The organism is Vibrio sp. V30_P3S12P165 (assembly GCF_009904905.1).
GTDB classification, from domain to species: domain Bacteria; phylum Pseudomonadota; class Gammaproteobacteria; order Enterobacterales; family Vibrionaceae; genus Vibrio; species Vibrio fujianensis.
The window spans coordinates 1-23,244 of record NZ_WXWH01000010.1; the positions used below are offsets into that span (position 1 = coordinate 1).

The 23,244-nt window shown below is 44.3% G+C and carries 17 protein-coding genes and 1 pseudogene; 7 read left to right on the forward strand and 11 right to left on the reverse strand.

Annotated elements, in window-relative coordinates; all coding sequences use genetic code 11:
• The 4 genes and pseudogenes from CAG57_RS02230 to dcuC all read right to left on the reverse strand — a co-directional run.
• Positions 1–571, reverse strand: a pseudogene (locus CAG57_RS02230) (ATP-binding protein); the annotation flags it as partial.
• 330 nt (positions 572–901) lie between these two features.
• Positions 902–2,533, reverse strand: a complete 1,632-nt coding sequence (locus CAG57_RS02235) for a methyl-accepting chemotaxis protein (protein WP_161427172.1) — start codon at positions 2,531–2,533, stop codon at positions 902–904.
• A 438-nt stretch (positions 2,534–2,971) separates the two neighbouring features.
• Positions 2,972–4,609: a methyl-accepting chemotaxis protein gene (locus CAG57_RS02240; RefSeq protein WP_161439486.1), complete on the reverse strand. Its 1,638-nt coding sequence runs from the start codon at positions 4,607–4,609 to the stop codon at positions 2,972–2,974.
• A 540-nt stretch (positions 4,610–5,149) separates the two neighbouring features.
• On the reverse strand, positions 5,150–6,517 hold the full coding sequence (gene dcuC / locus CAG57_RS02245; RefSeq protein WP_099611113.1) for an anaerobic C4-dicarboxylate transporter DcuC: 1,368 nt from the start codon (positions 6,515–6,517) through the stop codon (positions 5,150–5,152).
• Positions 6,518–7,017: 500 nt separating this feature from the next.
• Between dcuC and CAG57_RS02250 the strand changes: the two genes are divergently transcribed.
• Positions 7,018–7,548 carry a GNAT family N-acetyltransferase gene (locus CAG57_RS02250; RefSeq protein ID WP_161427274.1) on the forward strand — a complete coding sequence of 177 codons (531 nt, stop codon included), beginning with the start codon at positions 7,018–7,020 and terminating at the stop codon, positions 7,546–7,548.
• 106 nt (positions 7,549–7,654) lie between these two features.
• Positions 7,655–8,278 carry a beta-phosphoglucomutase family hydrolase gene (locus CAG57_RS02255; protein WP_161427275.1) on the forward strand — a complete coding sequence of 208 codons (624 nt, stop codon included), beginning with the start codon at positions 7,655–7,657 and terminating at the stop codon, positions 8,276–8,278.
• A gap of 74 nt (positions 8,279–8,352) precedes the next feature.
• On the opposite strand, the gene CAG57_RS02260 is transcribed toward CAG57_RS02255, so the two are convergent.
• A complete protein-coding gene (locus CAG57_RS02260; RefSeq protein ID WP_161427276.1) occupies positions 8,353–8,826 on the reverse strand; it encodes an FKBP-type peptidyl-prolyl cis-trans isomerase in 474 nt (157 codons plus the stop codon).
• A gap of 13 nt (positions 8,827–8,839) precedes the next feature.
• On the reverse strand, positions 8,840–9,475 hold the full coding sequence (locus CAG57_RS02265) for a thiol:disulfide interchange protein DsbA/DsbL (RefSeq protein ID WP_161431019.1): 636 nt from the start codon (positions 9,473–9,475) through the stop codon (positions 8,840–8,842).
• Between the two features lie 140 nt (positions 9,476–9,615).
• Here CAG57_RS02265 and CAG57_RS02270 point away from each other — a divergent pair, with 140 nt between their 5' ends.
• Entirely contained in the window at positions 9,616–10,287 is a 672-nt protein-coding gene (locus tag CAG57_RS02270; RefSeq protein ID WP_245868847.1) for an OmpA family protein, read from the forward strand.
• Between the two features lie 75 nt (positions 10,288–10,362).
• On the opposite strand, the gene tkt is transcribed toward CAG57_RS02270, so the two are convergent.
• Positions 10,363–12,360, reverse strand: a complete 1,998-nt coding sequence (tkt, locus tag CAG57_RS02275) for a transketolase (protein WP_161427952.1) — start codon at positions 12,358–12,360, stop codon at positions 10,363–10,365.
• Between the two features lie 390 nt (positions 12,361–12,750).
• Positions 12,751–13,701, reverse strand: a complete 951-nt coding sequence (gene tal, locus CAG57_RS02280) for a transaldolase (protein ID WP_099611120.1) — start codon at positions 13,699–13,701, stop codon at positions 12,751–12,753.
• 446 nt (positions 13,702–14,147) lie between these two features.
• On the opposite strand from tal, the gene CAG57_RS02285 reads away from it, so the two are divergent.
• The 3 genes from CAG57_RS02285 (at position 14,148) to CAG57_RS02295 (ending at position 19,398) form a co-directional block, all read left to right on the forward strand.
• Positions 14,148–15,137, forward strand: a complete 990-nt coding sequence (locus tag CAG57_RS02285; protein ID WP_161427951.1) for a sugar-binding transcriptional regulator — start codon at positions 14,148–14,150, stop codon at positions 15,135–15,137.
• Positions 15,138–15,173: 36 nt separating this feature from the next.
• Positions 15,174–16,610 carry a helix-turn-helix transcriptional regulator gene (locus tag CAG57_RS02290; RefSeq protein ID WP_161427950.1) on the forward strand — a complete coding sequence of 479 codons (1,437 nt, stop codon included), beginning with the start codon at positions 15,174–15,176 and terminating at the stop codon, positions 16,608–16,610.
• Between the two features lie 130 nt (positions 16,611–16,740).
• Positions 16,741–19,398 (forward strand): alpha-amylase family glycosyl hydrolase, encoded by a 2,658-nt coding sequence (locus CAG57_RS02295; protein WP_161427949.1) that lies wholly within the window; start codon positions 16,741–16,743, stop codon positions 19,396–19,398.
• Between the two features lie 87 nt (positions 19,399–19,485).
• On the opposite strand, the gene CAG57_RS02300 is transcribed toward CAG57_RS02295, so the two are convergent.
• The 3 genes from CAG57_RS02300 to moeA all read right to left on the reverse strand — a co-directional run bounded on the left by CAG57_RS02300 (position 19,486) and on the right by moeA (position 22,385).
• Positions 19,486–20,310, reverse strand: coding sequence for a sulfurtransferase (locus tag CAG57_RS02300; RefSeq protein WP_099611124.1), 825 nt, complete (start codon positions 20,308–20,310; stop codon positions 19,486–19,488).
• A gap of 72 nt (positions 20,311–20,382) precedes the next feature.
• The gene (moeB, locus tag CAG57_RS02305; RefSeq protein WP_161427948.1) at positions 20,383–21,141 is read right to left on the reverse strand and encodes a molybdopterin-synthase adenylyltransferase MoeB; all 759 of its coding nucleotides are present in this window, start codon (positions 21,139–21,141) and stop codon (positions 20,383–20,385) included.
• Between the two features lie 8 nt (positions 21,142–21,149).
• Positions 21,150–22,385 (reverse strand): molybdopterin molybdotransferase MoeA, encoded by a 1,236-nt coding sequence (gene moeA, locus CAG57_RS02310; protein ID WP_099611125.1) that lies wholly within the window; start codon positions 22,383–22,385, stop codon positions 21,150–21,152.
• Positions 22,386–22,533: 148 nt separating this feature from the next.
• Between moeA and folE the strand changes: the two genes are divergently transcribed.
• Positions 22,534–23,187, forward strand: coding sequence for a GTP cyclohydrolase I FolE (gene folE / locus CAG57_RS02315; RefSeq protein ID WP_099611126.1), 654 nt, complete (start codon positions 22,534–22,536; stop codon positions 23,185–23,187).
• Positions 23,188–23,244 lie beyond the last annotated feature (57 nt).

Consider the following 23,244-nt stretch of genomic DNA (forward strand, 5'->3'; position numbering starts at 1 on the left):
GATGTAGATAGTCAACGATATTAAAAATGCGTCTATTGATACTCATATGAAATACGAATAATAAACAAATACAAACAAAGAGAGTCTTGATTGTATTAATAATTAGAATTGAGATAAACTGATTAACTAAATTATTATATATCTCCTCTGTATTAGAAAGTACCGTTAGGATTCCTATCTTTTGTGAATACTGTTCATTTTGGTCAATATGATTTATAGGATAGACGTGTTCAATCGCATAAGTTGGCGGTGGGGTACCTGAAGAGATTTGGGTTCCATTAGATTGTATTTCTAAATAGTCGATCTTAGGAAGTTGTGCGAGTAAGTTCATGTGTTGTTGAACTAACGGAAGATCATAAGCCCACAAAGCACTGGCAATCAGTTCAATATGCAGTGTTTCAATTTCTTGATGCCTATCCTTGACTTCATTCATTTCTATCCGGTAGTAATTAAATAATTGAATCGAAGTTGCGACAAGAGTAAAGAGGCTGCTCACCAGCACCATAGTGAGGATTATTTTTTTGCCAATACGACTGAGCCAGGGATTTTGTGGTATGTCCTTATAGTGCATAGCGTTTCCTGATCGATAAAGCATTAAAAGTAACAGCGTATTATTGGTAGTGGTAGAAACACATCCCAATAACACTCATTTTCTCATGCTACTAGTATAGAGTATCTGGGACACATGGTTTTCATTTGTCTTATGATGTTGCAGGCAGGAGTAAAAAAGCGTGTTGAGGTGCCACTAGGTATTCCCTGACTCTGATCAGGGAGTACCTAGTGGTTATTGCTTATGGGGCGGTTCGTGCTTACGGGGCTTCGGCTATGCAAATTTGTTTTAGACAAATTTATTATTCACTGCATGGGCTAAGCCGTCGTGAAACGTTGCGGAACTGGTGGTTTAGACCTGAAAACGATTCACGGTGTTTTGTAGCTGAGAGGCTAATTGACTTAATTCAATACAAGCTTGTGTCGCACTTGATGATCCTTGGGCAACTTGTTTAGCTGATTCATTAATCCGTTCAATATTGCGGTTTAGCTCTTCACTTACCGAGTCTTGTTCACCACAAGCGCTGGCGATTTGAATGGTCATATCAGCAATTTGTTCACTTTGGTTACTGATTTGCTGAATAACTTGCTGGGTTTGATGGCTTTGTTCAACACATTGGGTCATCAATGCGCTGCTTTGCGCCGTCGCTTCACGAGCTTTGAGGGCACAATGCTGTAATGTTTGAATAATAGTGACAATATCGCCAGTTGATTGCTGAGTTTTACCGGCAAGGGCTCGCACTTCATCAGCGACAACGGCAAATCCACGGCCTTGTTCACCTGCTCGAGCCGCCTCAATCGCAGCGTTGAGGGCTAACAAATTAGTTTGATCGGCAATATTGCTGATCACATCGACCACCATATTAATTTGTTGAGCTTGCTCTTCAAGTTCTAAAACACGTTGCTCAGCCTGTGAGATCTCGTGTGTTACTTGGTCAATGGAATGGGCCACGTTTGCCATCTGCTCTGAGCCAGTGATCGCTTGTTGATTGCTCTCTCGAGCTGCATCAGAAGCGACTTCAGTATTGCGAGCAACTTCCGTTATGGTTGATTTCATCTCAGTCATTGCGGTTGCGATGTGCATCACTTCGGCTTGTTGCTCATGCATCCCTTGTGACGTTTGCTCTGAGACTGCACTGACTTCATCAACTGAATGTGCCAGTTGTGTTGCACCAGCAACAATTTCTTCGACCATAGTGCGTAAATTATTTTGCATGCTGCTACACGCATCAGCCAGCTTACCCAGCTCATCTTGCCCGATCTGTTGGCGATCCAAGTGATGGGCTAAATTACCTTGAGCAATGGCATGGGCTTGATTGACGACTTGCTGCAAAGGACGGCAAATTAAGTTGGCTAAAAGGAGCGTCATGCCGACCATAAAGCCAAGTAATGCAGCAATGCTGGAAATAGAAAAGTGTCGGATAGTATCAGTTAATGCGGTTAATTCTGAACGGTTATTATCAACATAGCTTAAATTTAGCTTAAGTAACTCACCGATGGCATTTTCTAGCTTTTCATATGTGTGTAGCGAGTGCCGAATATCGTTGAGAGCTTTTTCCGTTTTTTGCGCGCGAATTTCATTATTAAAAGAACTTAATGCATTTTGATACTCTAGCCAGAGATTTTTCACCGGAGCAAAAACTGCACGTTCATTTTCTGTCCAGATACTGCGTTCATAGTGGGTTAGTTCAGCGGCAATTTCTTGATAACGCCCGTCCATCCAAGTGATTTCTTCATCAATTTCGGCTGGATCGGTTGCGGTTAGTAAGCTGATTTGAGCCCGTCGAACGGAGGACATATTATATTTGATATTATTGACCATCATCATAGATGGTAACGTATCGTCAGTCAGGTTAAGTACATCGCCTTTAATTGACTCAAGAGCACGATAGAGGTAGATCCCAAACAAAATATTAATTAACGCAATAATAGTAAATGCAAGAGCTATTTTTTTGCGTATCGCTAAATCTTTCAAAAATGACATAACAGTGAGTGACCTTATACTAAAAACGAATGGTCACATCCATATGATAAAATTAATCCTTCGATCCCTTTACAACTGGAGTTGGTCGTGGTGGAGGCCGTTCATCACTACAATAACATCATTGAGCGATGTCGCTGAGTATGGGGCTCTTGGCTCTCACGAAAGGCCAGCTTTGGGCTGAGTTAATCATTGATCACTGATCTTACCGCTGGCCTGCAACGCTCCAATTGTTTGGGCATACCAATCAATACCGTCGTGTTTTTTGACGTATTGCGGCGGCGGATTCTAGCATGAAAGTGGTTTTGGGATACAGCATGATCCATCACTTAAAAGAATGGGTATCTTCAATCATCATTGGTTTGCGGACGAAGGCGAGGCTTAGTGCCTCGCTCAATCGGTCATGATTTAGGCCAGAGGAAGGTGGCCGAGTGGGTTCCGTTATACTTGGAAGCGGTTGACGGTGTTTTGTAATTGGGAGGCTAATTGGCTTAACTCAATACATGCTTGCGCAGCACCTGATGAGCCTTGGGCAACTTGTTTAGCGGATTCATTAATCCGTTCAATATTGCGGTTTAGCTCTTCACTTACCGAGTCTTGTTCACCACAAGCACTGGCAATTTGAATGGTCATATCAGCAATTTGTTCACTTTGGTTACTGATTTGCTGAATAACTTGTTGGGTTTGATGGCCCTGTTCAACGCATTGAGCCATTAGTGTGCTACTTTGTGCCGTCGCTTCACGAGCTTTTAGCGCACAATGCTGTAATGTTTGAATAATAGTGACAATATCGCCAGTTGATTGCTGAGTTTTACCGGCAAGGGCTCGCACTTCATCAGCAACAACGGCAAATCCACGGCCTTGTTCACCTGCCCGAGCCGCCTCAATCGCAGCGTTGAGGGCTAACAAATTAGTTTGATCGGCAATATTGCTGATCACATCGACCACCATATTAATTTGTTGAGCTTGCTCTTCAAGCTCTAAAACACGTTGCTCAGCCAGTGAGATTTCGTGTGTCACTCGGTCAATCGAATTCGTCACGTTCGCCATCTGCTCTGAGCCGGTGATCGCTTGTTGGTTGCTCTCTCGAGCCGCATCAGAAGCGACTTCAGTATTGCGAGCGACTTCCGCTACCGTGGATTTCATCTCAGTCATTGCGGTTGCGATGTGCATCACTTCAGCTTGTTGCTCATGCATCCCTTGTGACGTTTGCTCCGATACCGCACTCACTTCATCGACCGCATGCGCCAATTGTGTTGCGCCTGCAACGATTTCTTCTACAGTTTTGGCGAGGTTACTTTGCATGGTGTGGCACGCATCAGCAAGGTGACCTAATTCGTCTTCACCGATTTCATGTCGATTTAGCGTATGGGTGAGGTCACCTTTGGCAATCGATTGGGCTTGAGCTACAACCAAATGTAGTGGACGGCAAATTAACTTCGATAATAGCCCTGTCATCGCGGCCATAAAAATGAGAATGGCAATAAAACAAATAACGGTAAATTGAATAATATGACTAATTGATTCAGTTAGGGTGGTGCGGTTCTCATTGGCGTATGAGACGTTAAACTGCAGCAACTCATCGACCGCAGCTTCGATTTTTTCATAAGTGGCTAAAGTACTTGCTAGTTGATTTGCCGCTTTATCAATATCATGGCTGAGCGCATGATTATTAAATGATTGGAGATCGCGTAAATAAGTTTGCCAATAGTTTTTCACGGCCAAAAATTTTTCTCGATCAGCATGGTCATCATCCCATATTGATTGTTCATAGCTGGCGAATTCTTCTTGAATTTTTTTTTCGATACCATTCATCCATTCTATTTCAGCGTTAATGGCTGAATCATTCGCAGCGGAAAGAATGCCAAGCTGTCCTCGACGTACCGAAGCCATATTATATTTCAAATCATTAACCAGCATCAGAGAAGGTAACGTCGTGTCGGTTAATTCCCATACTTTCTTTTCAATTGAATTGATAGATAAATAAATATAAAGACCAAACGCAATATTGACCAGGGCAATAATACTAAAAGATAGTGCAATTTTATTACGGATTGCTAAGTTTTTTAAAAACGACATAACAGTGAGTAACCTCATGGTAAGAACGAATGGATATATCCATTCTCCTTAAATTTGCCGCGGTATTATTCCCTTACTACTGAGGGCTACGCTCGTTTACCCCTGACGATGGCATCGTATGGCTATGCTTATAAGTAAGGGGACTGACTTGTCGTTTACCGATCAATTCAAGTTGACTGAATATATTTATCCGTATAATAAAAATATTTTAATTAAAGAGGCAGAATGGATGAATATTAAGCCTGCATTATGGCAGGAAAGTTTAGCACGGAGCTGATTGATAAACTAAGGAAAAATAGATTTTATTAGCTGAATGAAATGTTCGTTTTCTTTTACAGTGTTGAGTTGGTAAATTGAGATGGAAATGTTAATTAATCTCTATATTATGTTCGTATAATAAATAGATTAAACAAGAAATTGGCGTAGAATATATTAGTATCTGTTATGCTTTTAATTATTGATTTTCTTTTTACTTGCTTATTAAAAACATAACGAACAGGAGCGTTCATTCTCGCCGCTGTTCATTATGTTGATTTACAATCAAGCCGTCATCGGGACAAGGATCATGGTACCGATAATTACGGTAATTAATCCAGCCAATACGGGAACAGAGGTCCGTTTTACCACTTCAAATGGGCTGATATGCGCCATACCTGCTGTGGCGACCACAACGCCAGAAACTGGTGACACAGTACGACCTAAGTTAGACGCTTGCAGCATAGGAATAATTAAAAATGCAGGGTTTACGCCCATTTTTGCTGCGAGCGAAGGGGCTAACTCGACAAAAGCGTAAAATGGAGCATTACCTGATCCGGTTGCAATCGCAGCCGCCATTGTTAGGATCGTTAAAATCATCATGAGTGCTAAACCGCCAGCGCCGGCTGTTTCTGCCAAGCCTAGTAAGTTATCAATTGCCCCGATAGACATTAAACCTTGCGCGAATACTCCAGCGGCCACCAATAACATAACCACGCCTTTAAATGCTTCTGCCATGCCTTCATAACATGACTCCAAATCTTCAAGCGTTTTTTTGCCATCAAAGCGTTTGGTAATAAAATCAACCAGAGCACCGGCAAAAATAGAAACAACCACAATGGTATAAATGTCAAGATACAGGCCCGGAATGGTTTCTCCATTAAAGAGGAATACACCGATAATAGGAAGAAATGGTAATACGGCATAGTAGGCGGGGGCATTGACTTCAATAGTCGACACATCAATACGTTCCATCGGAGTATTGTTGCGTTTGTCTAAGTATTTATTCCAGAAAAACGTGGCAGCCGCCATCACAATAATGGCACAAATAGAAACCGGTAAGACGGTTTCAACAGCAAATACATGCAAAGCAAGGCCGGATTTTTCAGCCGCGATCACGACATCGCCAGAGGTCGGCGATAAAATAATCGCTGCCGGTGAAGCACAAACGGCAACGGCAGCTGGGCGAGAAATGCCCATTGCAGTCATCATCGGAAATAGGGTGGCCATCAATAACACACCAAGCCCGGTTGCAGAACTAACCGCCAGTGACATTAAACAGGCAACGATATAAGCGGCTACGAGCAGTACATAAGGCGAGTTGATAACAGAAAGGGGTTTTGAAAACTGTTTGACCACGACATTATTAGCACCAATATGTGTCATATAAGAAGCAAAACCGCATAGCAGCATAATCTGCATACCTAAGCCACCACCACGGCTTTGTAGTGTGAATTTTATATACTCCATGGTATCAGTCACTAAATTACCGGTTGCGGTAATTGATTCTGGTAGCACGTCATAACCTAACAAACCGGTGATCAATAATAATGTAATCCCCGCGGTTAGGAGTACCCCTGCGGGTTTATAACCTTTAACGATAAAATAACCGACAGCAATGGTCACAATTGCGCCGATAAGAAGCTCTAGCATAGTGATCTCCAGTCAAATATGTTGAGTTGTAACAGTCTAATACAATTTATAACTGAGAATTTACTCAAAACAGGAGCGAGAGACGAGGTAAAGTTGTACTTTGTATGATCTAAAACAAACAAAAAAACAATAAGTTTATAGAGTGAATAATAAGGTTATTGGGATTGATTTTAGTGGTAAATTTCATGTTAAAACCATGAGCTAGTTTTATTGGTTGCTATTGGGTTTAATGGTCATGAGAAAATAAAAGTGACAGTCTTGTCACTTTTAGGGAGCAAATATCCCCTTCTTACTTGAAGCTGTTGCGGTGTCGGTTACGTGCATTCACCTCAATTGCATAGTTTGTCTATGTTCATCAGGGCTCACTCACTTGTCGTCGACCTGCAACTCCAAGTTGTTTGGGTAGAGGCGGATGTGATCGGTCAGTTTTGCTTTTACTATATAAATGAATAGTATGATGTGAAGTAGAAACAGCAACAGGAAGTGATAAGGGCTATAAAATGGAAATAAAAGTAGCGGAATATAAGGACTTTGAACGGATTGCACACTTGCATGCGCACAATTGGCAACGCCATTATCAAGGCATTCTAGAGCAAGATTATCTGGATAATGAGGCGTTACAAGATTGTTTACTGATCTGGCAGACTCGACTGACTAACCCTCCTTATAATCAACATATTTTATTATTGGAAGCTAACGATCGTTTGCTGGGATTTATTTGTGCTTTTGGCAATCATGATGTTGAAAAAGGTACCATGATTGATGCATTACATGTCAGCCCTGACTATCAAGGTCAAGGATTAGGAAAGTGGCTGATTAAGGCGATGCTTGAATGGGTTGAACACTATTTTCCTGAACATGGTATTTATTTGGAAGTGGCAGAGAAAAATCAATCAGCTCTGGATTTTTATGAACATATTGGTGGACAAAGTACCTTGATAAAAACGTGGCAAGCTCCCAGTGGCTATCAGTTACTGGAAAAAGTGTTTACTTGGCCGTCATCGCAAGTCATGTTGCAAGCCGTGAGTTAGAGTTAGCTGCCTAGCAGACCCTAGATACCATTTTGATTTAATCATGATGATGAAAAACACGCTTGTAAGATCCGGGATTATCACACCTCACACCTTGGAGTAATGAATGTTATTAAATTTAAGCCGCTATAAAGGTCTCATTTTTGATATGGATGGAACCTTAATTGATACGATGCCAGCACACCTTACGGCATGGCGAATGACAGCCGAACATTTTCAGTTCCCTTTTGATTCGCAGTGGTTACATAGTATGGGGGGAATGCCCAGTTTTAACATTGTTCGAGAAATTAACCAGCGCTTTCAGCTTGCGTTAGATCCGCAGCAGGTTGCGCAATATAAAATGCGATCATTTGATCAGCAGGGAGCGGATAGCCCCTTAATTGCTCAAACTTATGCCATTTTTTGCTCAAATCGAGGCGAGAAGAAAATAGCCGTTGGAACTGGCAGTCAACGACAAAGTGCGATTCGATTGCTGACTAAAGCGGGTATTTTAGAACAATTAGATGCATTAGTGACGGCAACGGATGTGACTCACCATAAGCCGCATCCTGAAACCTTTGTTCGTGCTAGCGAGCTGTTAGATTTATCACCGCAAGAGTGTATCGTTTTTGAAGATACCGCATTGGGAATGCAGGCAGCACATGCAGGGGGAATGGATTGTGTCATGGTTACGTCAAATGGATTAACGTTTCATGCGGCTAAAACGCCCGCCAATCCGATAACTCAGTGAGCATCTATCGTCACCGGATTATTTTAAAATGAGCAGGGATTACTGCTCATTTTAGTCAGGTGAATGTGAGAGTGTTATTTAATCTCAAGCAGTTCGACCTCAAAAATTAAGGTTGAAGCGGGCGGAATAGAGCCCGCACCACTTTTTCCATAGGCGAGATGACTTGGAATGAAAAAACGCATTTTTTCTCCTTCTACCATCAGTTGGACGCCTTCCTGCCAGCCTTTAATGACTTGATTCAAGCCAAAAGTAATCGGTGTTTTCCGTTGTATTGAGCTATCAAACACCGTGCCATCAAGCAATCGCCCCTCATAGTGGACAGTGACTTTACTGGTTGCCGTGGGATGTATTTTTCCTGAACCCGCTTGTAGTAATTGATATTGCAAGCCACTTTCTGTTGTCGATATGCCCGGCTGTTGGCTATTGTTAAGTAAAAAGGCTTCGCCCTGCATGCGGTTTTGTTCAGCAAGTTTACTGTTATTCCAAGAACGATAGACAAAAAAAATCGCCAACAATAAGGCAATGAGAGTAAAGATAGTTTTATTCATGGTCGTGCTCTTGTTATTGCGGTTGTTTTAGTAAGTAGCGCATTGTTGTAGCAATACTGTTGATGTCGTCATGCCCACTGGTCAGTAATTGATATTTTCCTTTAATGATAAAGGTTGGAACGGCATTAATTTGTGATTTTTGTGAAATTTCACTCGCGAGTGTGATCATTTCCATCAGTTGGTTTTGCTGGGCCTCGTTCAAATCATAGGGGCTGATTAATTGATGTTGATGAAATATCTTATCAATTGCCGCTTTTCTGGCATCTGGAGTGGTTTCTATGGGGGCTTGAATAGCAGCAAACAGCCCTTCCATGATACTTGAGTTAGGAACCTCCTCTAATTGCATGACTGCACTGTAGTAAAGCATGGCACTGATCTGAGCACCTTGGTTGAAAGTGACATGAAGCTTACCAAAATGCTCTCCGGTGATTTTTTCTAGCTCAGGAATCATCGATTCCATGGTTCGACAATGGCCACAGGTTAGAGAGAAAACCTCCGTGATAGGAGCAAGCTGGTAGCTGGTTAGGCTGACGGGTAACTCTTTATAGTGAACCCCCTCGGTGGGGTGGGTTTCTGCATTATCACTGCAGCTAATGATCGCGATAAGGCTGAATAAAAGGGTAATTAAGCGAAAAGCCGATGTTTTCATAAAAAAATCCATAACAGTGAAAAATACCGGTTCAGTCTAACCAGTAATCGACGTGAGGCAAATCGCATAAGACGAATTTGTTAGCTAGACAGCATAAAGTTTTACGATGTTGGCCGATAACAAAAGGAGAGATAAGGAAAGTGAGTGCAGCATTAATGAAAGTTTATACGCTACTAGTATGCCTATTATTATCTGGATGCGGTTCTTTAGCCGTGGATCGAATGTTTAGCGATAATCTATTAAACACCGCGCCGAAAAATGATGCAGAAGTGCTCTATCCTGATTGGCGCAGAGCGAGCCAACTGTCTAGCAGAGATGTTTCTCCGACAGCGGTTGAGACCACCGTGACAAAGACGGCAGAGCGGCAACCTCTCCATGCCGATGAGCCCCAATCGTTGTTAGATTTTTTAGCCAGTTACCGTATTGACTATGAATTACAAGCCGGTGAACATTCGATGGTGAAACTCAATCGTCCCATTCTTTTCCAAACAGGGAAGGCGCAACTATCGGCAGATTCAATCCGTTGGATTAGCGCATTAGGCCGCTTTCTCGCTCAAGATCAGACCATCGACATTGTCGTTGAAGGGCATACGGACAATACCGGTTCAGAGCGATTCAATGATGGGTTATCAATGCGGCGAGCTGAAGCGGTGAAGCAAGTCTTATTAGCCCAAAAAATTGCACAAGAGGTGGTGTATATTAGAGGGTATGGCGCTCATTTGCCGAGTTGTTCAAACGGTACTGCTCAAGGCAGAGCGTGTAACCGAAGAGCGACACTGCGCTTAATTGTGCCACAATATTTAGATCAATAAGTTTCTTAAACGTCACGAGTTGAATACACAATCACCGCCAGTGGCGGTGATTGTGATTAGATGAGTTTAGCTATCTTATGATGCTAATAACTCTTGCGCAGTTTTAACGACGTGATCGGTGGTAAAGCCAAATAATTTAAACAGCTCATCCGCAGGTGCTGACTCACCAAAGCTTGTCATACCGATGATCTTACCGCCAAAACCGACGTATTTGTACCAGAAGTCTGCAATACCCGCTTCAATCGCAATACGTTTGGTTACCTCAGCAGGCAGTACCGCTTCACGGTAAGCAGCATCTTGTTTATCAAATGTATCGGTTGATGGCATGGAAACGACTCGCACTTGTTTACCTTCCGCTGCCAGTTTTTCTGCCGCTTCTACCGCAAGGCTAACTTCAGAACCTGTTGCAATCAAGATAAGCTCAGGTTGGCCTGCACAATCTTTTAAAACATAACCACCTTTGGCAATATCTGCCACTTGCTCGGCCGTACGAGGCTGCTGAGCCAAGTTCTGACGAGAGAAGATCAAGGCCGATGGCGCTTCTTTACGTTCAATGGCCAATTTCCAAGCCATTGCCGACTCCACTTGGTCACAAGGACGCCATGTGCTCATGTTCGGTGTTAACCGCAGTGAGGCGATCTGCTCAACCGGTTGGTGAGTGGGGCCATCTTCGCCTAAGCCAATGGAATCATGGGTGTAGACTTGGATATTTTGAATTTTCATCAGCGCAGCCATGCGCATTGCATTACGAGCATATTCCATAAACATTAAGAAGGTTGCACCGTAAGGTACAAAACCACCGTGTAAGGCGATGCCGTTCATGATCGCCGTCATTCCAAACTCACGCACCCCATAATGAATATAGTTACCTGCGAAATCGTCAGTGGTTAATGACTTAGAACCAGACCACATTGTCAGGTTAGACGGGGCCAAGTCCGCTGAACCGCCCATAAACTCGGGGAGTAACTGACCAAAGGCTTCTAAGGCATTTTGTGAGGCTTTACGTGACGCGATATTGGCAGGGTTCGCCTGTAGATCGGCAATGATTTGACTCGCTTTCTCTTCCCATTGCGCGGGTAATTCACCGTTTACGCGGCGTTTAAATTCAGCCGCCAACTCGGGATACGCTGCTTCATAAGCTGCAAATTTCTGATTCCACGCTGTTTCCTTAGTTGCGCCAGCTTCCTTCGCTGACCATTCTGAGTAGATCTCTTGCGGAATTTCGAACGCACCGTATTTCCAACCTAAAAATTCTTTTGTTGCTTTAATTTCATCATGGCCAAGAGGAGCGCCATGACAGTCATGTGAACCAGATTTATTGGGAGAACCAAAACCAATAATGGTTTTGGTACAAATGAGTGTGGGGCGAGCTGTTTCTGCTTTTGCCGCTTCAATCGCTGCGTTAATCGCCTCCGCATCATGGCCATCCACCGCGGGAATGACATGCCAACCGTAAGCTTCAAAACGTTTAGGTGTGTCGTCAGAGAACCAGCCTTCTACATGGCCATCAATAGAGATACCGTTGTCATCCCAGAAGGCAATCAGTTTACCCAGCCCTAATGTACCAGCTAGTGAACAGGCCTCATGAGAAATACCTTCCATCAAACAACCATCACCCATAAAGACATAAGTGAAATGATCTACAATGTCATGCTCGGGTTTATTAAATTGAGCAGCAAGAGCTTTTTCCGCGATAGCCATACCGACAGCATTGGTAATTCCTTGGCCTAACGGGCCTGTGGTTGTCTCAATGCCCGGTGCGTAACCGTATTCAGGATGACCTGGTGTTTTAGAGTGCAACTGGCGGAAGTTTTTTAGATCATCAATCGAAAGTTCATAACCACTTAAATGAAGTAGTGAGTAAAGCAGCATCGAGCCGTGGCCATTAGAGAGGACGAAGCGATCTCGATCGGCCCACTTGGGATTTTGTGGGTTGTGGTTCAAATGGTTTCGCCAAAGTACTTCGGCAATATCTGCCATTCCCATCGGGGCACCGGGGTGACCCGAATTGGCTTGCTGTACGCCATCCATGCTTAACGCACGAATTGCATTGGCCAGTTGTTTACGATCCATAATATTTTCCTGAGTTATTTGAAGACAGAGTTATTTGAAAACAGAATTATTTAAATAAAGTGACCCCCGACCGCTCAACGAAATGGTTATTCCCTTCCTACTTGAAGCTGCAGGGGGGGTAGCTATGTTCGTTCACCCCAATCACATCGCCTGTCTATGCTCATGGGGATTTATTCACTTGCCGCCTACCTGCAACTCCAAGTTGTTTGGGTATATAAGTAACTTTCGTTCATTACCAGGGTTATGAGCAGCACATTGGCTTGCCAGCAAATGGTCTGGGTATATCGATGGTGCATAAAGCACCATCAGAGAATAGCGCTTAACAAGCTAGACTTAGCCAAGAAAAACCGCGTTGCGATCCTGCTTAGCTAGCTGCTTGATGCCTTTGAGTTACAATTTTGCCGCAATCATGGTTTCTAATTTGCCTTGGTCAATAGCGAAGTTACGGATACCCTCGGCTAACTTTTCAACTGCCATTGGATCTTGGTTATGTTCCCAAAGGAATTCTGCGTGCGTCATTGGGGTTGGCCGTGTTTTGGTGCCTTTCGAATCGATGAGTTTCTCGATTACTTCTCCTTCTGCCGCTTCTAATTCTGCCAGTAGGGCAGGGGCAATCGTCAAACGATCACAGCCTGCAAGCTCTAGAATTTCCCCGATGTTACGGAAGCTCGCACCCATAACGACAGTATTATAACCATGCTCTTTGTAGTAGTTATAGATGGTGGTGACAGACACCACGCCCGGATCTTCTTGCGGAGCAAAATCACGTCCTTCTTTGGCTTTATACCAGTCCATAATCCGGCCAACGAAAGGCGAAATAAGGAACACACCGGCTTCTGCACAGGCACGAGCTTGTGCGAAAGAGAAAAGGAGCGTGAGGTTACAGTTAATGCCTTCTTTTTCTAGAATTTCAGCTGCGCGGATGCCTTCCCAAGTTGAGGCGAGTTTGATCAGGATACGGTCGTTGCTGATCCCAGCATCATTATACATTTTGATCAGTTGACGCGCTTTTGCCACACTGCCTTCGGTATTATAAGAGAGTCGAGCATCAACTTCGGTTGAAATTCGGCCCGGAATCGTTTTGAGAATTTCTTTACCGATATTAACCGCAAGCATGTCGCAAGTGTCTTGCACTTGTTGCGCTTTATCGGAACTTTGTGTTTTGGCGTATGCGATAGCGGCATCAATCAAGGGGGCGTATTCAGCAATTTGTGCTGCTTTAAGAATCAGAGATGGGTTAGTTGTTGCATCTTCAGGTTGATATTTTTTTATCGCATCAATTTCACCGGTATCGGCGACAACAGTGGTAAGTTTACGAAGTTGCTCTAATTTGTTGCTCATTTCGGTCATCCTATTTCTTGTGGCAAAACCAGCTGGAAGGCTGGCAGCGAATTAGCAAAGTTCTGGCTAGCTAACTTGCTCGATATTGCTAATGCGAACGTTAATTTTCAGCGACCAAACAAATGCATTGAACATTTGCTCTATCGATGAGTAAATGATGACCCCATATTTATCTTATCTATACAGAAAGTCAATCATCATGACGGTGGAATGACGCCCTCAACGCACTAATTTTGCGTATGATAAATCAGTATAAGAAAATAAACGTTTGCCTAGGTGGTCTGTGGATGAATTGCTCTGGATAGGCGTAAAAAATCTGGCTGAGAAAATGTCATGCTGCTGAGCAAATGTTGATTATCTTGCCCGCTTTACATATGCTAGCACCATGAGCATATGTTCAAGTTTATATGATAAGTTAAGGGTAAAATTGCGCATGAGAGCAGGGTATGAGTCATTCAACTAAAGATTTTTCAATGGAAAATACCGATCTACTGACTGAAATTTCAGTCGCGTATTATCAAGATGGTGCGACTCAAGAGGAGATCTCAAAAAAGTTTTCCCTCTCCCGAGCGAAGGTTGGGCGTTTGCTCAAACAGGCAAGAGATGAAGGGATTGTCGAAATTACGGTGAAATACCACCCCGTGTTTAGTGCCAAAATAGAGCAACGATTAATTGAACGCTTTGGTATAAAACGCGCATTGGTTGCTTTGGATCAACCGAATGAAGAGCAGCAAAGGTTACAAGTGGCTGGTTTGGTTTCCAATTACCTATCCAGTAATTTAAAAAATGGTCTGGTGGTTAGCATTGGGCAAGGGCGAAACGTGTCTGCGGTTGCTCATCATATTGGTGTGATCACGCCAAGAGATTGTAAATTCGTTTGTAGTATTGGCGGTATTCATCCTCGAGGTGGGATGTTTAATGCGGATCATATCTGTCGACAAATGGCGAAAAAATATGGCGGTACATCGGAAACCTTATATGCCCCTGCTTATGCCGAAAATCGTGAGCAAAAACTGGCTTTTATGCAAAACGCGACGGTGAAACAAACATTAGACTTAGCACGTAAAGCCGATATTGCCTTGGTAGGAATTGGCGATATGAGTGAGAACAGTTACATGGTCGATTTGGGCTGGTTTACTCCTGATGAAGTTGTGCAATCACGTCTTCAGCAAGGGGTGGTGGGCGATTTTGCCGGTTATGATTTTTTCGATATCCACGGCCAAATCGCGAATACTGTGATGAGTGATCGAGTGATCGGATTAGGCATTGATGAGTTTCGACCTATCTCGGAAGTGATAGCCATTGCGGCTGAAAATAGTAAGCCCCTTGCGCTATTGGGCGCACTTCGTACCGGAGCGATTGATGTTATTGCAACCAGTGTGAGTAATGCGTTAACAGTTCTCAACTTAGATGAGCAGATGTGTCATGTGCAGTAATCGTTTAGCTGTGTTAGCGCCGGTAAGAGGATAAATATGTTCGCTGAACACACCCACATTACCTCCTTTTGGTGTAAAAAGTTGGGCCACAATCACCTACGGATCGCCGGTGAATATTGGCATATTGAAAAGCTGATTACTCTGCAGTGCATGCTTTTAGAAGCCGCACCTAGCCTAGAAGAAGGCTTGCGATGGTGGAGTAAAACGGTGTCTTTATTCGATCGTCGCTTGTACATCAGCGTTGAGCAGAATCATAACCATATGCGCATGACGTTAAAATGTAGAGTCGCGACATTGCCTAATTGGTCGGAAGCGGTGTTTGATTTGTTAATGATGCAATTAGAGCTGCTTAATTTGACTCGTTGGGTGCAATTGTCGGTTCATACTCAGTCGCCATTTGGCATAGAGGTTCGCATATCGCCGCGTACGGTTTCAAACGACAGTTCAAGTGTGTTTGAATTGGTGAAACAGTGCTATGTATTGCTTTCTCATCAATCGATTGAACAACCTGAATTACTTAGCGTTTTAAATGCCATTTTTACACAAAATAGCAATTATGCGCTCAAATTAGCACAAGCGGCGCAAAAATTGGGCGTATCAAAGCGTACTTTGCAACGCCGACTGAAAGAAAAGCACATGAGCTATTCGCAATGCGTTGACTTTGCTAAGAAGAAGCACGCCCTGGCGTTATTAGCAGATACCCAACTGACGATCCAACAAATTGCTTATCAGCTTGGTTATGAAGAGCCTTCTAATTTTCATCGAACGTTTCGCCGTTGGTATCCTTTTTCTCCTATGCAGTATCGCCAGCAGTGCTTAGAAAACCGCACGCCACTGCGCCAACAACCGATCCGTTTATATTACGCCAAAGCGAATTTATGGTCTGAGCATGATATCAATCAACCGGTTGGTAAAATTTGGTTAGAAGTCGATAACATTGCGTTTGAAAAAGTGGTGTCGGTCGAATGTCGAGATCGTGATGGAGTTTGGCGTCATTACCCTGCGTTTTTCGAGAGTTTTTTAAATCAAGGGACTGAGCTTTGGGTCACGACAGAGCTACCGGTGGCTCACCCGCTTACCTTTAGGCTTTGTTATGAAGTGGATGGTGAACGCTATATCGACAACAACCACCAGCGAGATTATGTCGTCGCAAAAGGACTTTTGCTTGGAGAGACGGAGTACATTGTCCGGACATGCCAACTCATTCAATTTGGTGAACAGTACACGTTATTTATTGAGTTAGCCTGCAGGCTTAATCATGTGGCGAACATTGAGTGTTTTATTGATGACGATCCCGCATCCCATATCATGAGCCGTACGCTAGCGTCATCTGAATACGGCTGTTGGACACTTCAATTACCAATCAATCAAAAGGTGAAGCAGTGTCGATTTCGACTTTATGACTCATCGGGAAATGAACAAGCGAAAGAACATTATCCTGTCCAATACACGATTGTGCAGCCATTGACATAAAATTTGTCGGCGAGATCAAATACTGTATCACGTGACATCATTTCACGTCTTTTTTGGCGTGAAATGACACTATCGATTTCAAACCTTTACTTTATTGTTCTGTTATTGCTGCATAACGGAGACAATAACTGTGTTTGAAATAATACCTAAACCTATGAATAAAATAAAAATACTTTCTTTATCGATTGCTCTTGCTCTTTCTGGCTGTGGAAGTGATGAAACGACATCAGTAGAAGCCGGTAGTCACGTGGCATCTCCTGACTGGCGAGATCAGATCATTTATTTTTTAATGATTGACCGCTTTAATGATGGTGATCATGCGATTAATGACCAAGGACAGAACGAATATGACCCCACCTCTGAGAAAAAATTCAGTGGCGGCGATCTTGTTGGGGTGAGCGATAAACTGGGCTACATTGAGCAGTTGGGCGCGACATCGATCTGGATTACGCCTCCGGTTGCAAACCAATGGTGGGATGCAGAGCAAAACTACGGCGGTTACCACGGCTATTGGGCGCGTGACTTCCAAAAAGTGGATGAGCATTTTGGGGATCTAGAAAGTTATCAAGCGTTAGCGCGCGAAGTGCATGCTCGCAATATGTTCTTAATTCAGGATATCGTGACTAATCATGTAGGCAACTTCTTCACCTACGATAATCCTTATAATTATGATCCAAGCCTCCCTTGTCAGGGCTTCCGTTTGATTGAAAATGCGTTGCCAGCAGGGCAAGAGCTGCCTTACCCACTCAACATGAACGAATGTAAAACAGACGGCACAGGCAGTTACCACTGGACACCAAGCATCACCGATCACAATGATCCGATACAAGAAAAAACCTGGCAGCTTTCTGATTTGGATGATCTCAACACGTCCGATCCAGAAGTACGCGCTTATCTAAAAGAGAGCTACCGAAAATGGATTCGCGAAGTGGGTGTTGACGCTTTTCGTATCGACACGGCAAAGTTTGTCGAACACGATTTTTGGCATGATTTCTTGCACGCCGACGATGGCGTGATGACGCAAGCGGTTGATACCGGGCGTGACAACTTCCTCACTTTTGGTGAAGTATTCGAAACATCCACACCTTACCAGACGCAAGGTGAAGAAAAGATGCTGACTTACATCGGTGAAAATGGCTCGCCGAAACAGCTAACCTCGGTATTGAACTTCCCACTGCAAGCGACCATGACGCGCGTATTTGCTTCAGGACAACCAACTGATTATTTGCGTTTCCGGCTAGAAAAAATGATGGAGATGTTCCCGAATCCATACATCATGCCGAACTTCATTGATAATCACGATATGCCGCGTTTTCTATCGCAAGGCAGTGTCAACGATATGAAGCAAGCTCTGATCACAATGATGGCAGTGCCGGGCATCCCTGTGATTTACCAAGGTACAGAGCAAGCGATGTCAGCGGCGCGTGATGCGATGTTCGCCGGAGGGTACCGTGAAGATGGCAACTACGTAGACTCGTTCGACCAAAACAGTGAGATGTACTTGTTTATTCAAGAACTGGCTAAGTTGCGCACCGAAAACAAAGTCATGACACGTGGCGAAATAAAAGTGATTGGCAGCGATAAAGCGGGCGCGGGCGTATTCGCCTTTACTCGAACATTGGATAACGACGAAGTCTTAGTGGTGATGAACACCTCCAACTCACCGATGTTGATGAACCAACTCGACGTAGAGCAAGCCGGCGGTACCGTATTCCAACAACAAATTATGTCGAACTGGGCAGGTGCGCCAGAACAGTTAGTTACCGATGACAATGGTCATGTGACGCTGGAATTGCCCGCGAAATCTGCCGCCATTTACTTTAAAAGTGCCGATACCCAATCAGTAGACAGACCGGATCTCAACATCCAACTGGCGGAGAATTGGGAAGGACAAACCATCACTGGTGATATTGTTATCGCGGGTAGTGCTAACGCGAACGAGAAATTAAACCTTGTCGTCGACGGTAACTTGGAAACCGCGCAAACCATTACTGTAAGCGCTGATGGTCAGTTTAGCGTCACGCTGTCGACGCGTCACTTTGCGATTGGTGAGCAACAGCACCGCTTCGCGATTTATTCCACCGAGAAAAAAGCAGGTATCGAGGATGTGAATTTTATCTCGAACCTAAGTTGGTCAAACATGCCGGATGAGACTATTGATGATGCGGGCGATGCGCAAGACGGTACAGGCGGCCTTAACGGTAACTACTCGTTGCCAACCGATCCAACGTTCGACAAAGACAACAGCCAACTCGCAATCAACCAAGCAGAGGTGTTTACCGTTGGCAGTAACGTACGTTTGACCTTCACCATGGACAAGATCACCGATACTTGGTTACCGCCAAACGGCTTTGACCACGTGGGTTTCACCATCTTCATTGATTTACCAGAAGAAGCGGCAACCAACCTAACGGAACTGCCAAAGATCAACGCATCGATGCCAAGCGGAACCTGGAGTCGCAATGCGGTTATTTTTGGCTGGCAAAGCTCGATTTACAACACCAAAGGAGCAAATGCCACCACATGGGGAGAGGCTGTGACACCAGCACCTAAGGTCACGGTGGAAAAAGCCAACAACACGATCTCGATCGATTTTGCCAGCGATGCGCTGGGTCGACCTGAGTCACTCGATGATGTCCGCTTTTATGTTACTACCTGGGATTTGGATGGTTTATCGGCCAATTATCGTCCGTTAAATCAAGACAAAGGGCCATGGAACTTCTCTGGTGGCGCATCGGATGAAAGTAAAATTTGGGATGAGTTGCCTATCATAACCTTAAAAGAATAAACGGTTAGGCGTTCGAATGAGACGAGGCTTTAGGCCTCGTCTTTGCTGCCTACCTGTAACTCAAAGTTGTTTGGGTAAAAATAGGATTTATGCAATCGGTAATTCGTGTCGTTGGCCCCATTCAGTCCATGAACCATCATAAATGGCGAGATTGGGATAGCCGCAGAGATAAGCGGCCAGCAAAACAATACAAGCGGTCACCCCAGATCCACAACTAAATAGATACTCATTAGCGGGTGCGAAAGCTTGGGCAAGGATAGGAGCTAAAGCTTGTGACGATTTCATTTTATGCCCATCCATTACCTGTGCAAACGGCATATTACACGAGTTTGGGATGTGACCACTGCGCACACCGGCTCTTGGTTCGGGGACTTGCGCTAAAAATCGTTCAGCAGAGCGAGCATCGATCGTTAAGCTGGTGGGGTCGGCAATTTTATTGAAAACATAGCCCGCATCAACAAAATAGTCAGGTGAAAGCTTACCCACGAAGTTACCTCGACGTGGCGTCTGGGTGTATTCCTGTGACACGTCATACCCTGCCAATTTCCATTCATGTAGCCCGCCATCCAAAATATAAACTTGCTTATGGCCGAAGGCTTGAAACATCCACCAAGCACGAGGTGAAGCAAAAGTTCCACTATTGTCGTACACCACAATGATAGAGTCTTGATTGATCCCTAGTGCTTGTGCAAGACAATTAAACCGAATTTCATCTGGCATCATATGCGGCAGGGTACTGTATGGATCACAAAATTCTTTATCGTAATCAAAGCGTTGTGCGCCAGGAATTTTATTGAGCCAATCCTTCTCCGTTTCATTAGCCATTTGAAATTCAATACTGCAATCGAGGAGGATGATTTCTGGAGAGGCTAAGTGCTGAGATAGCCAAGCTGGAGTTACGAGTGGGGACATGGTTACGATTCCTTAAGTAACAAAATATGGCAGGGCGTCCTTATCACTGGTGCTCTGTCGTCTTTTTCGTGATCATGATTGAGCATGACAAATAGGGCAGTGAGCCTGTTTAGGTAATTTCATTTCTCGCCATGTCATGCTTAATGCATCAAGCATCAAAATTTTTCCACTCAAAGGTTGGCCGTAATTAGCAATGACTTTGATTGCCTCTAATGCTTGCACTGCACCGATAATACCGACTATCGGTGCCATAACTCCCGCTTCAACACACGTGAGTGAATTATGGCCAAATAGAGCGCTTAAGCATTGGTAACACGGTTCGTCAGGGTGTTGATACATAAATACGCTGACTTGCCCTTCCATTCGAATCGCCGCACCAGAAACGAGCGGTGTTTTGTTTTGGTAACATAGGCGGTTAAGCTGATTGCGAGTTTCAACGTTATCACACGCGTCCAGCACAAGGCTATGAGTGGCAATCAGCGCATTCAACGCTTCATCCTCTAAGCGTTGCGCAATCGTCCTGATCACCAAGTGTGGGTTGAGTTTATGCAGTGACTCGGCCGCCGAGTCAACTTTATGGCGGCCAAGATCGTTATCCGTGTGCAACACTTGGCGTTGTAGGTTAGATAATTCAACCACATCATCATCAATCAGCGTCAGGCTACCGATGCCCGCGGTCGCTAAATATTGGCTTGCGGCACAACCTAACCCCCCTGCACCAAGAATTAAAACAGAACTTTGTTTCAGCGCTTCTTGCCCTTCGAAATCGAAGTTTTTTAGCATGATCTGGCGGTTGTAACGCAGCATTTCCTGATCAGACAAAAGATCCATAATGTTCCTCAATACAAGCTGGCATTAAATAGCTGAATGTGAACCGTTTCTCCAACCTCAACATGGCCACGTTCTCGTTCAAGCACCACAAAACAGTTAGCTAAACTCATGGAACGGAAGGCACCAGAACTTTGGTTACCTGTGCTTTCAACGACAAACTGCCCATCTTCAATTGAGTAGATTCCTCGTTGATAATCGGTGCGTCCGGGAGATTTTTTAAAACGAGAGCGAGTCGTCGCTGGGATCGAGGGAGAGGCTTGCCAAGCCGTGTGCCCAGCAAGTTTTGCCAACATGGGTTGCACGAGCACATATAGAGTTAACATAGCAGAAACCGGATTACCCGGTAAGCCGCAAAACCATGCATGATTGAGTGAGCCAAACGCGAAGGGTTTACCGGGTTTTATGGCTAATTTCCAAAAGCCGATCTCACCAAGTTTAGCCAGAATATCTTTAGTGTAATCCGCCTCGCCGACACTCACGCCTCCGGAAGTAATCACCACATCGGCTTGAGTTTGTGCTTGCTCAAATGCAGTGGTTAATTGGGCAGGACAGTCGGGAATAATTCCTAAATCAATCGCTTCACAGCCAAATTTTTCAATTAACGGCTTCATGCCATAGCGGTTGCTATCATAAATTTGCCCAGCCTTTAGTGGTTCACCCAGTGGCTTTAATTCATCGCCGGTTGAAAAAAAGGCTACTTTGGGTTTACGAAACACACGCACATGGCTTATCCCTAAGGTGGCGATCATCGGAATATCGCGCACGGTTAAACGTGAACCAGCGCTGAGCACCACATCACCTTGTCGGATATCATCACCTGTGGGGCGAATATTACTGTTCGGCTTTACTTCAGAGACCGCAAACCGAATACCTTGCTCTGTCACTTGGGCTTGCTCTTGCATGATCACTGCATCGCATCCCGATGGGATTTGAGCACCGGTCATGATTCTGATGCATGTCATTGCTGGCCAATTGCCGGTATAAGGTTGTCCTGCAAATGATTTGCCCACAACGGGCAACTGGACTTGTTGTGCGAGTTCCGCGCGTCTTACCGCGTATCCATCCATGGCTGAATTATCAAAAGGAGGAACGTGGATTGGGGAGAGAATATCTTCTGCGAGCACAAAACCGAGGGCATCGGCTAGCGGAAGTTGGTGTGTGTCATTAATCGGTGTAATGCGTGCAAGCATTGAGTTGAGAGCATCTTCAATTGGCATGAGATTTTGTGCATCGCAACAGCCCATATTAATCGTCCTGTGGTTATTATTTTTGGCGTACTTTAGCATACAAAGGGCGAGACAATAATGCCCTCTCATAAAATAGGGATGTAATTATTCAAAAATACGAGTATTCTTGTTTGCCATTCAAAAGGGGTAAACAAGAGGTAGGGAAATGTCAAGTTTGAGCGAATCCGCCCAGTTAGTGAAAGCGGCTCTCGAAAGCCGCGGCCAGGAAACGCCAATGCAACCCAATGTGATCAGCCGTGAAGAGAAAAAAACGCAAATTGAACATCATATGCGTGAAATCTTAAATCTGCTGGGGCTTGATCTCACTGATGACAGCTTAGAAGAAACGCCCCATCGCATCGCAAAAATGTATGTGGATGAGATTTTCTCTGGGCTTGACTATAAGAACTTCCCTAAAATCACCGTCATCGAAAATAAGATGAAGGTCAGTGAGATGGTATGCGTGAAAGACATCACCTTGACCAGCACCTGTGAACACCATTTAGTTACCATTGATGGTAAAGCCGCAGTTGCCTATATCCCGCGTGGGAAAATTATTGGTTTATCAAAAATTAACCGCATTGTTCGATTTTTTGCCCAGCGTCCGCAGGTTCAAGAAAGGCTCACCCAGCAAATTTTGGTGGCATTGCAAACCTTGCTTGAATCGGATGATGTGGCGGTCACTATTGATGCGACCCACTATTGCGTTAAATCTCGCGGTGTGATGGACGCAACCAGCATGACAACCACGACAGCATTAGGCGGGATTTTTAAGTCAAACCCTTCCACTCGCGCAGAGTTTTTACACAGCATTCGCTAAACTAAGTCGTGATATGCAGATCAGAATCCATCATTTAAGTAAAGTATGTAAAGCTTA

Coding starts and splice junctions, on each gene's coding strand:
- CAG57_RS02265 (WP_161431019.1), bottom strand. CDS start 9,475: ATGAAAACATCGGCTTTTCGCTTAATTACCCTTTTATTCAGCCTTATC.
- CAG57_RS02290 (WP_161427950.1), top strand. CDS start 15,174: ATGTTCGCTGAACACACCCACATTACCTCCTTTTGGTGTAAAAAGTTG.
- CAG57_RS02250 (WP_161427274.1), top strand. CDS start 7,018: ATGGAAATAAAAGTAGCGGAATATAAGGACTTTGAACGGATTGCACAC.
- moeB (WP_161427948.1), bottom strand. CDS start 21,141: ATGGATCTTTTGTCTGATCAGGAAATGCTGCGTTACAACCGCCAGATC.
- CAG57_RS02255 (WP_161427275.1), top strand. CDS start 7,655: ATGTTATTAAATTTAAGCCGCTATAAAGGTCTCATTTTTGATATGGAT.
- tkt (WP_161427952.1), bottom strand. CDS start 12,360: ATGGATCGTAAACAACTGGCCAATGCAATTCGTGCGTTAAGCATGGAT.
- dcuC (WP_099611113.1), bottom strand. CDS start 6,517: ATGCTAGAGCTTCTTATCGGCGCAATTGTGACCATTGCTGTCGGTTAT.
- moeA (WP_099611125.1), bottom strand. CDS start 22,385: ATGGGCTGTTGCGATGCACAAAATCTCATGCCAATTGAAGATGCTCTC.
- folE (WP_099611126.1), top strand. CDS start 22,534: ATGTCAAGTTTGAGCGAATCCGCCCAGTTAGTGAAAGCGGCTCTCGAA.
- CAG57_RS02260 (WP_161427276.1), bottom strand. CDS start 8,826: ATGAATAAAACTATCTTTACTCTCATTGCCTTATTGTTGGCGATTTTT.
- CAG57_RS02300 (WP_099611124.1), bottom strand. CDS start 20,310: ATGTCCCCACTCGTAACTCCAGCTTGGCTATCTCAGCACTTAGCCTCT.
- tal (WP_099611120.1), bottom strand. CDS start 13,701: ATGAGCAACAAATTAGAGCAACTTCGTAAACTTACCACTGTTGTCGCC.
- CAG57_RS02285 (WP_161427951.1), top strand. CDS start 14,148: ATGAGTCATTCAACTAAAGATTTTTCAATGGAAAATACCGATCTACTG.
- CAG57_RS02235 (WP_161427172.1), bottom strand. CDS start 2,533: ATGTCATTTTTGAAAGATTTAGCGATACGCAAAAAAATAGCTCTTGCA.
- CAG57_RS02240 (WP_161439486.1), bottom strand. CDS start 4,609: ATGTCGTTTTTAAAAAACTTAGCAATCCGTAATAAAATTGCACTATCT.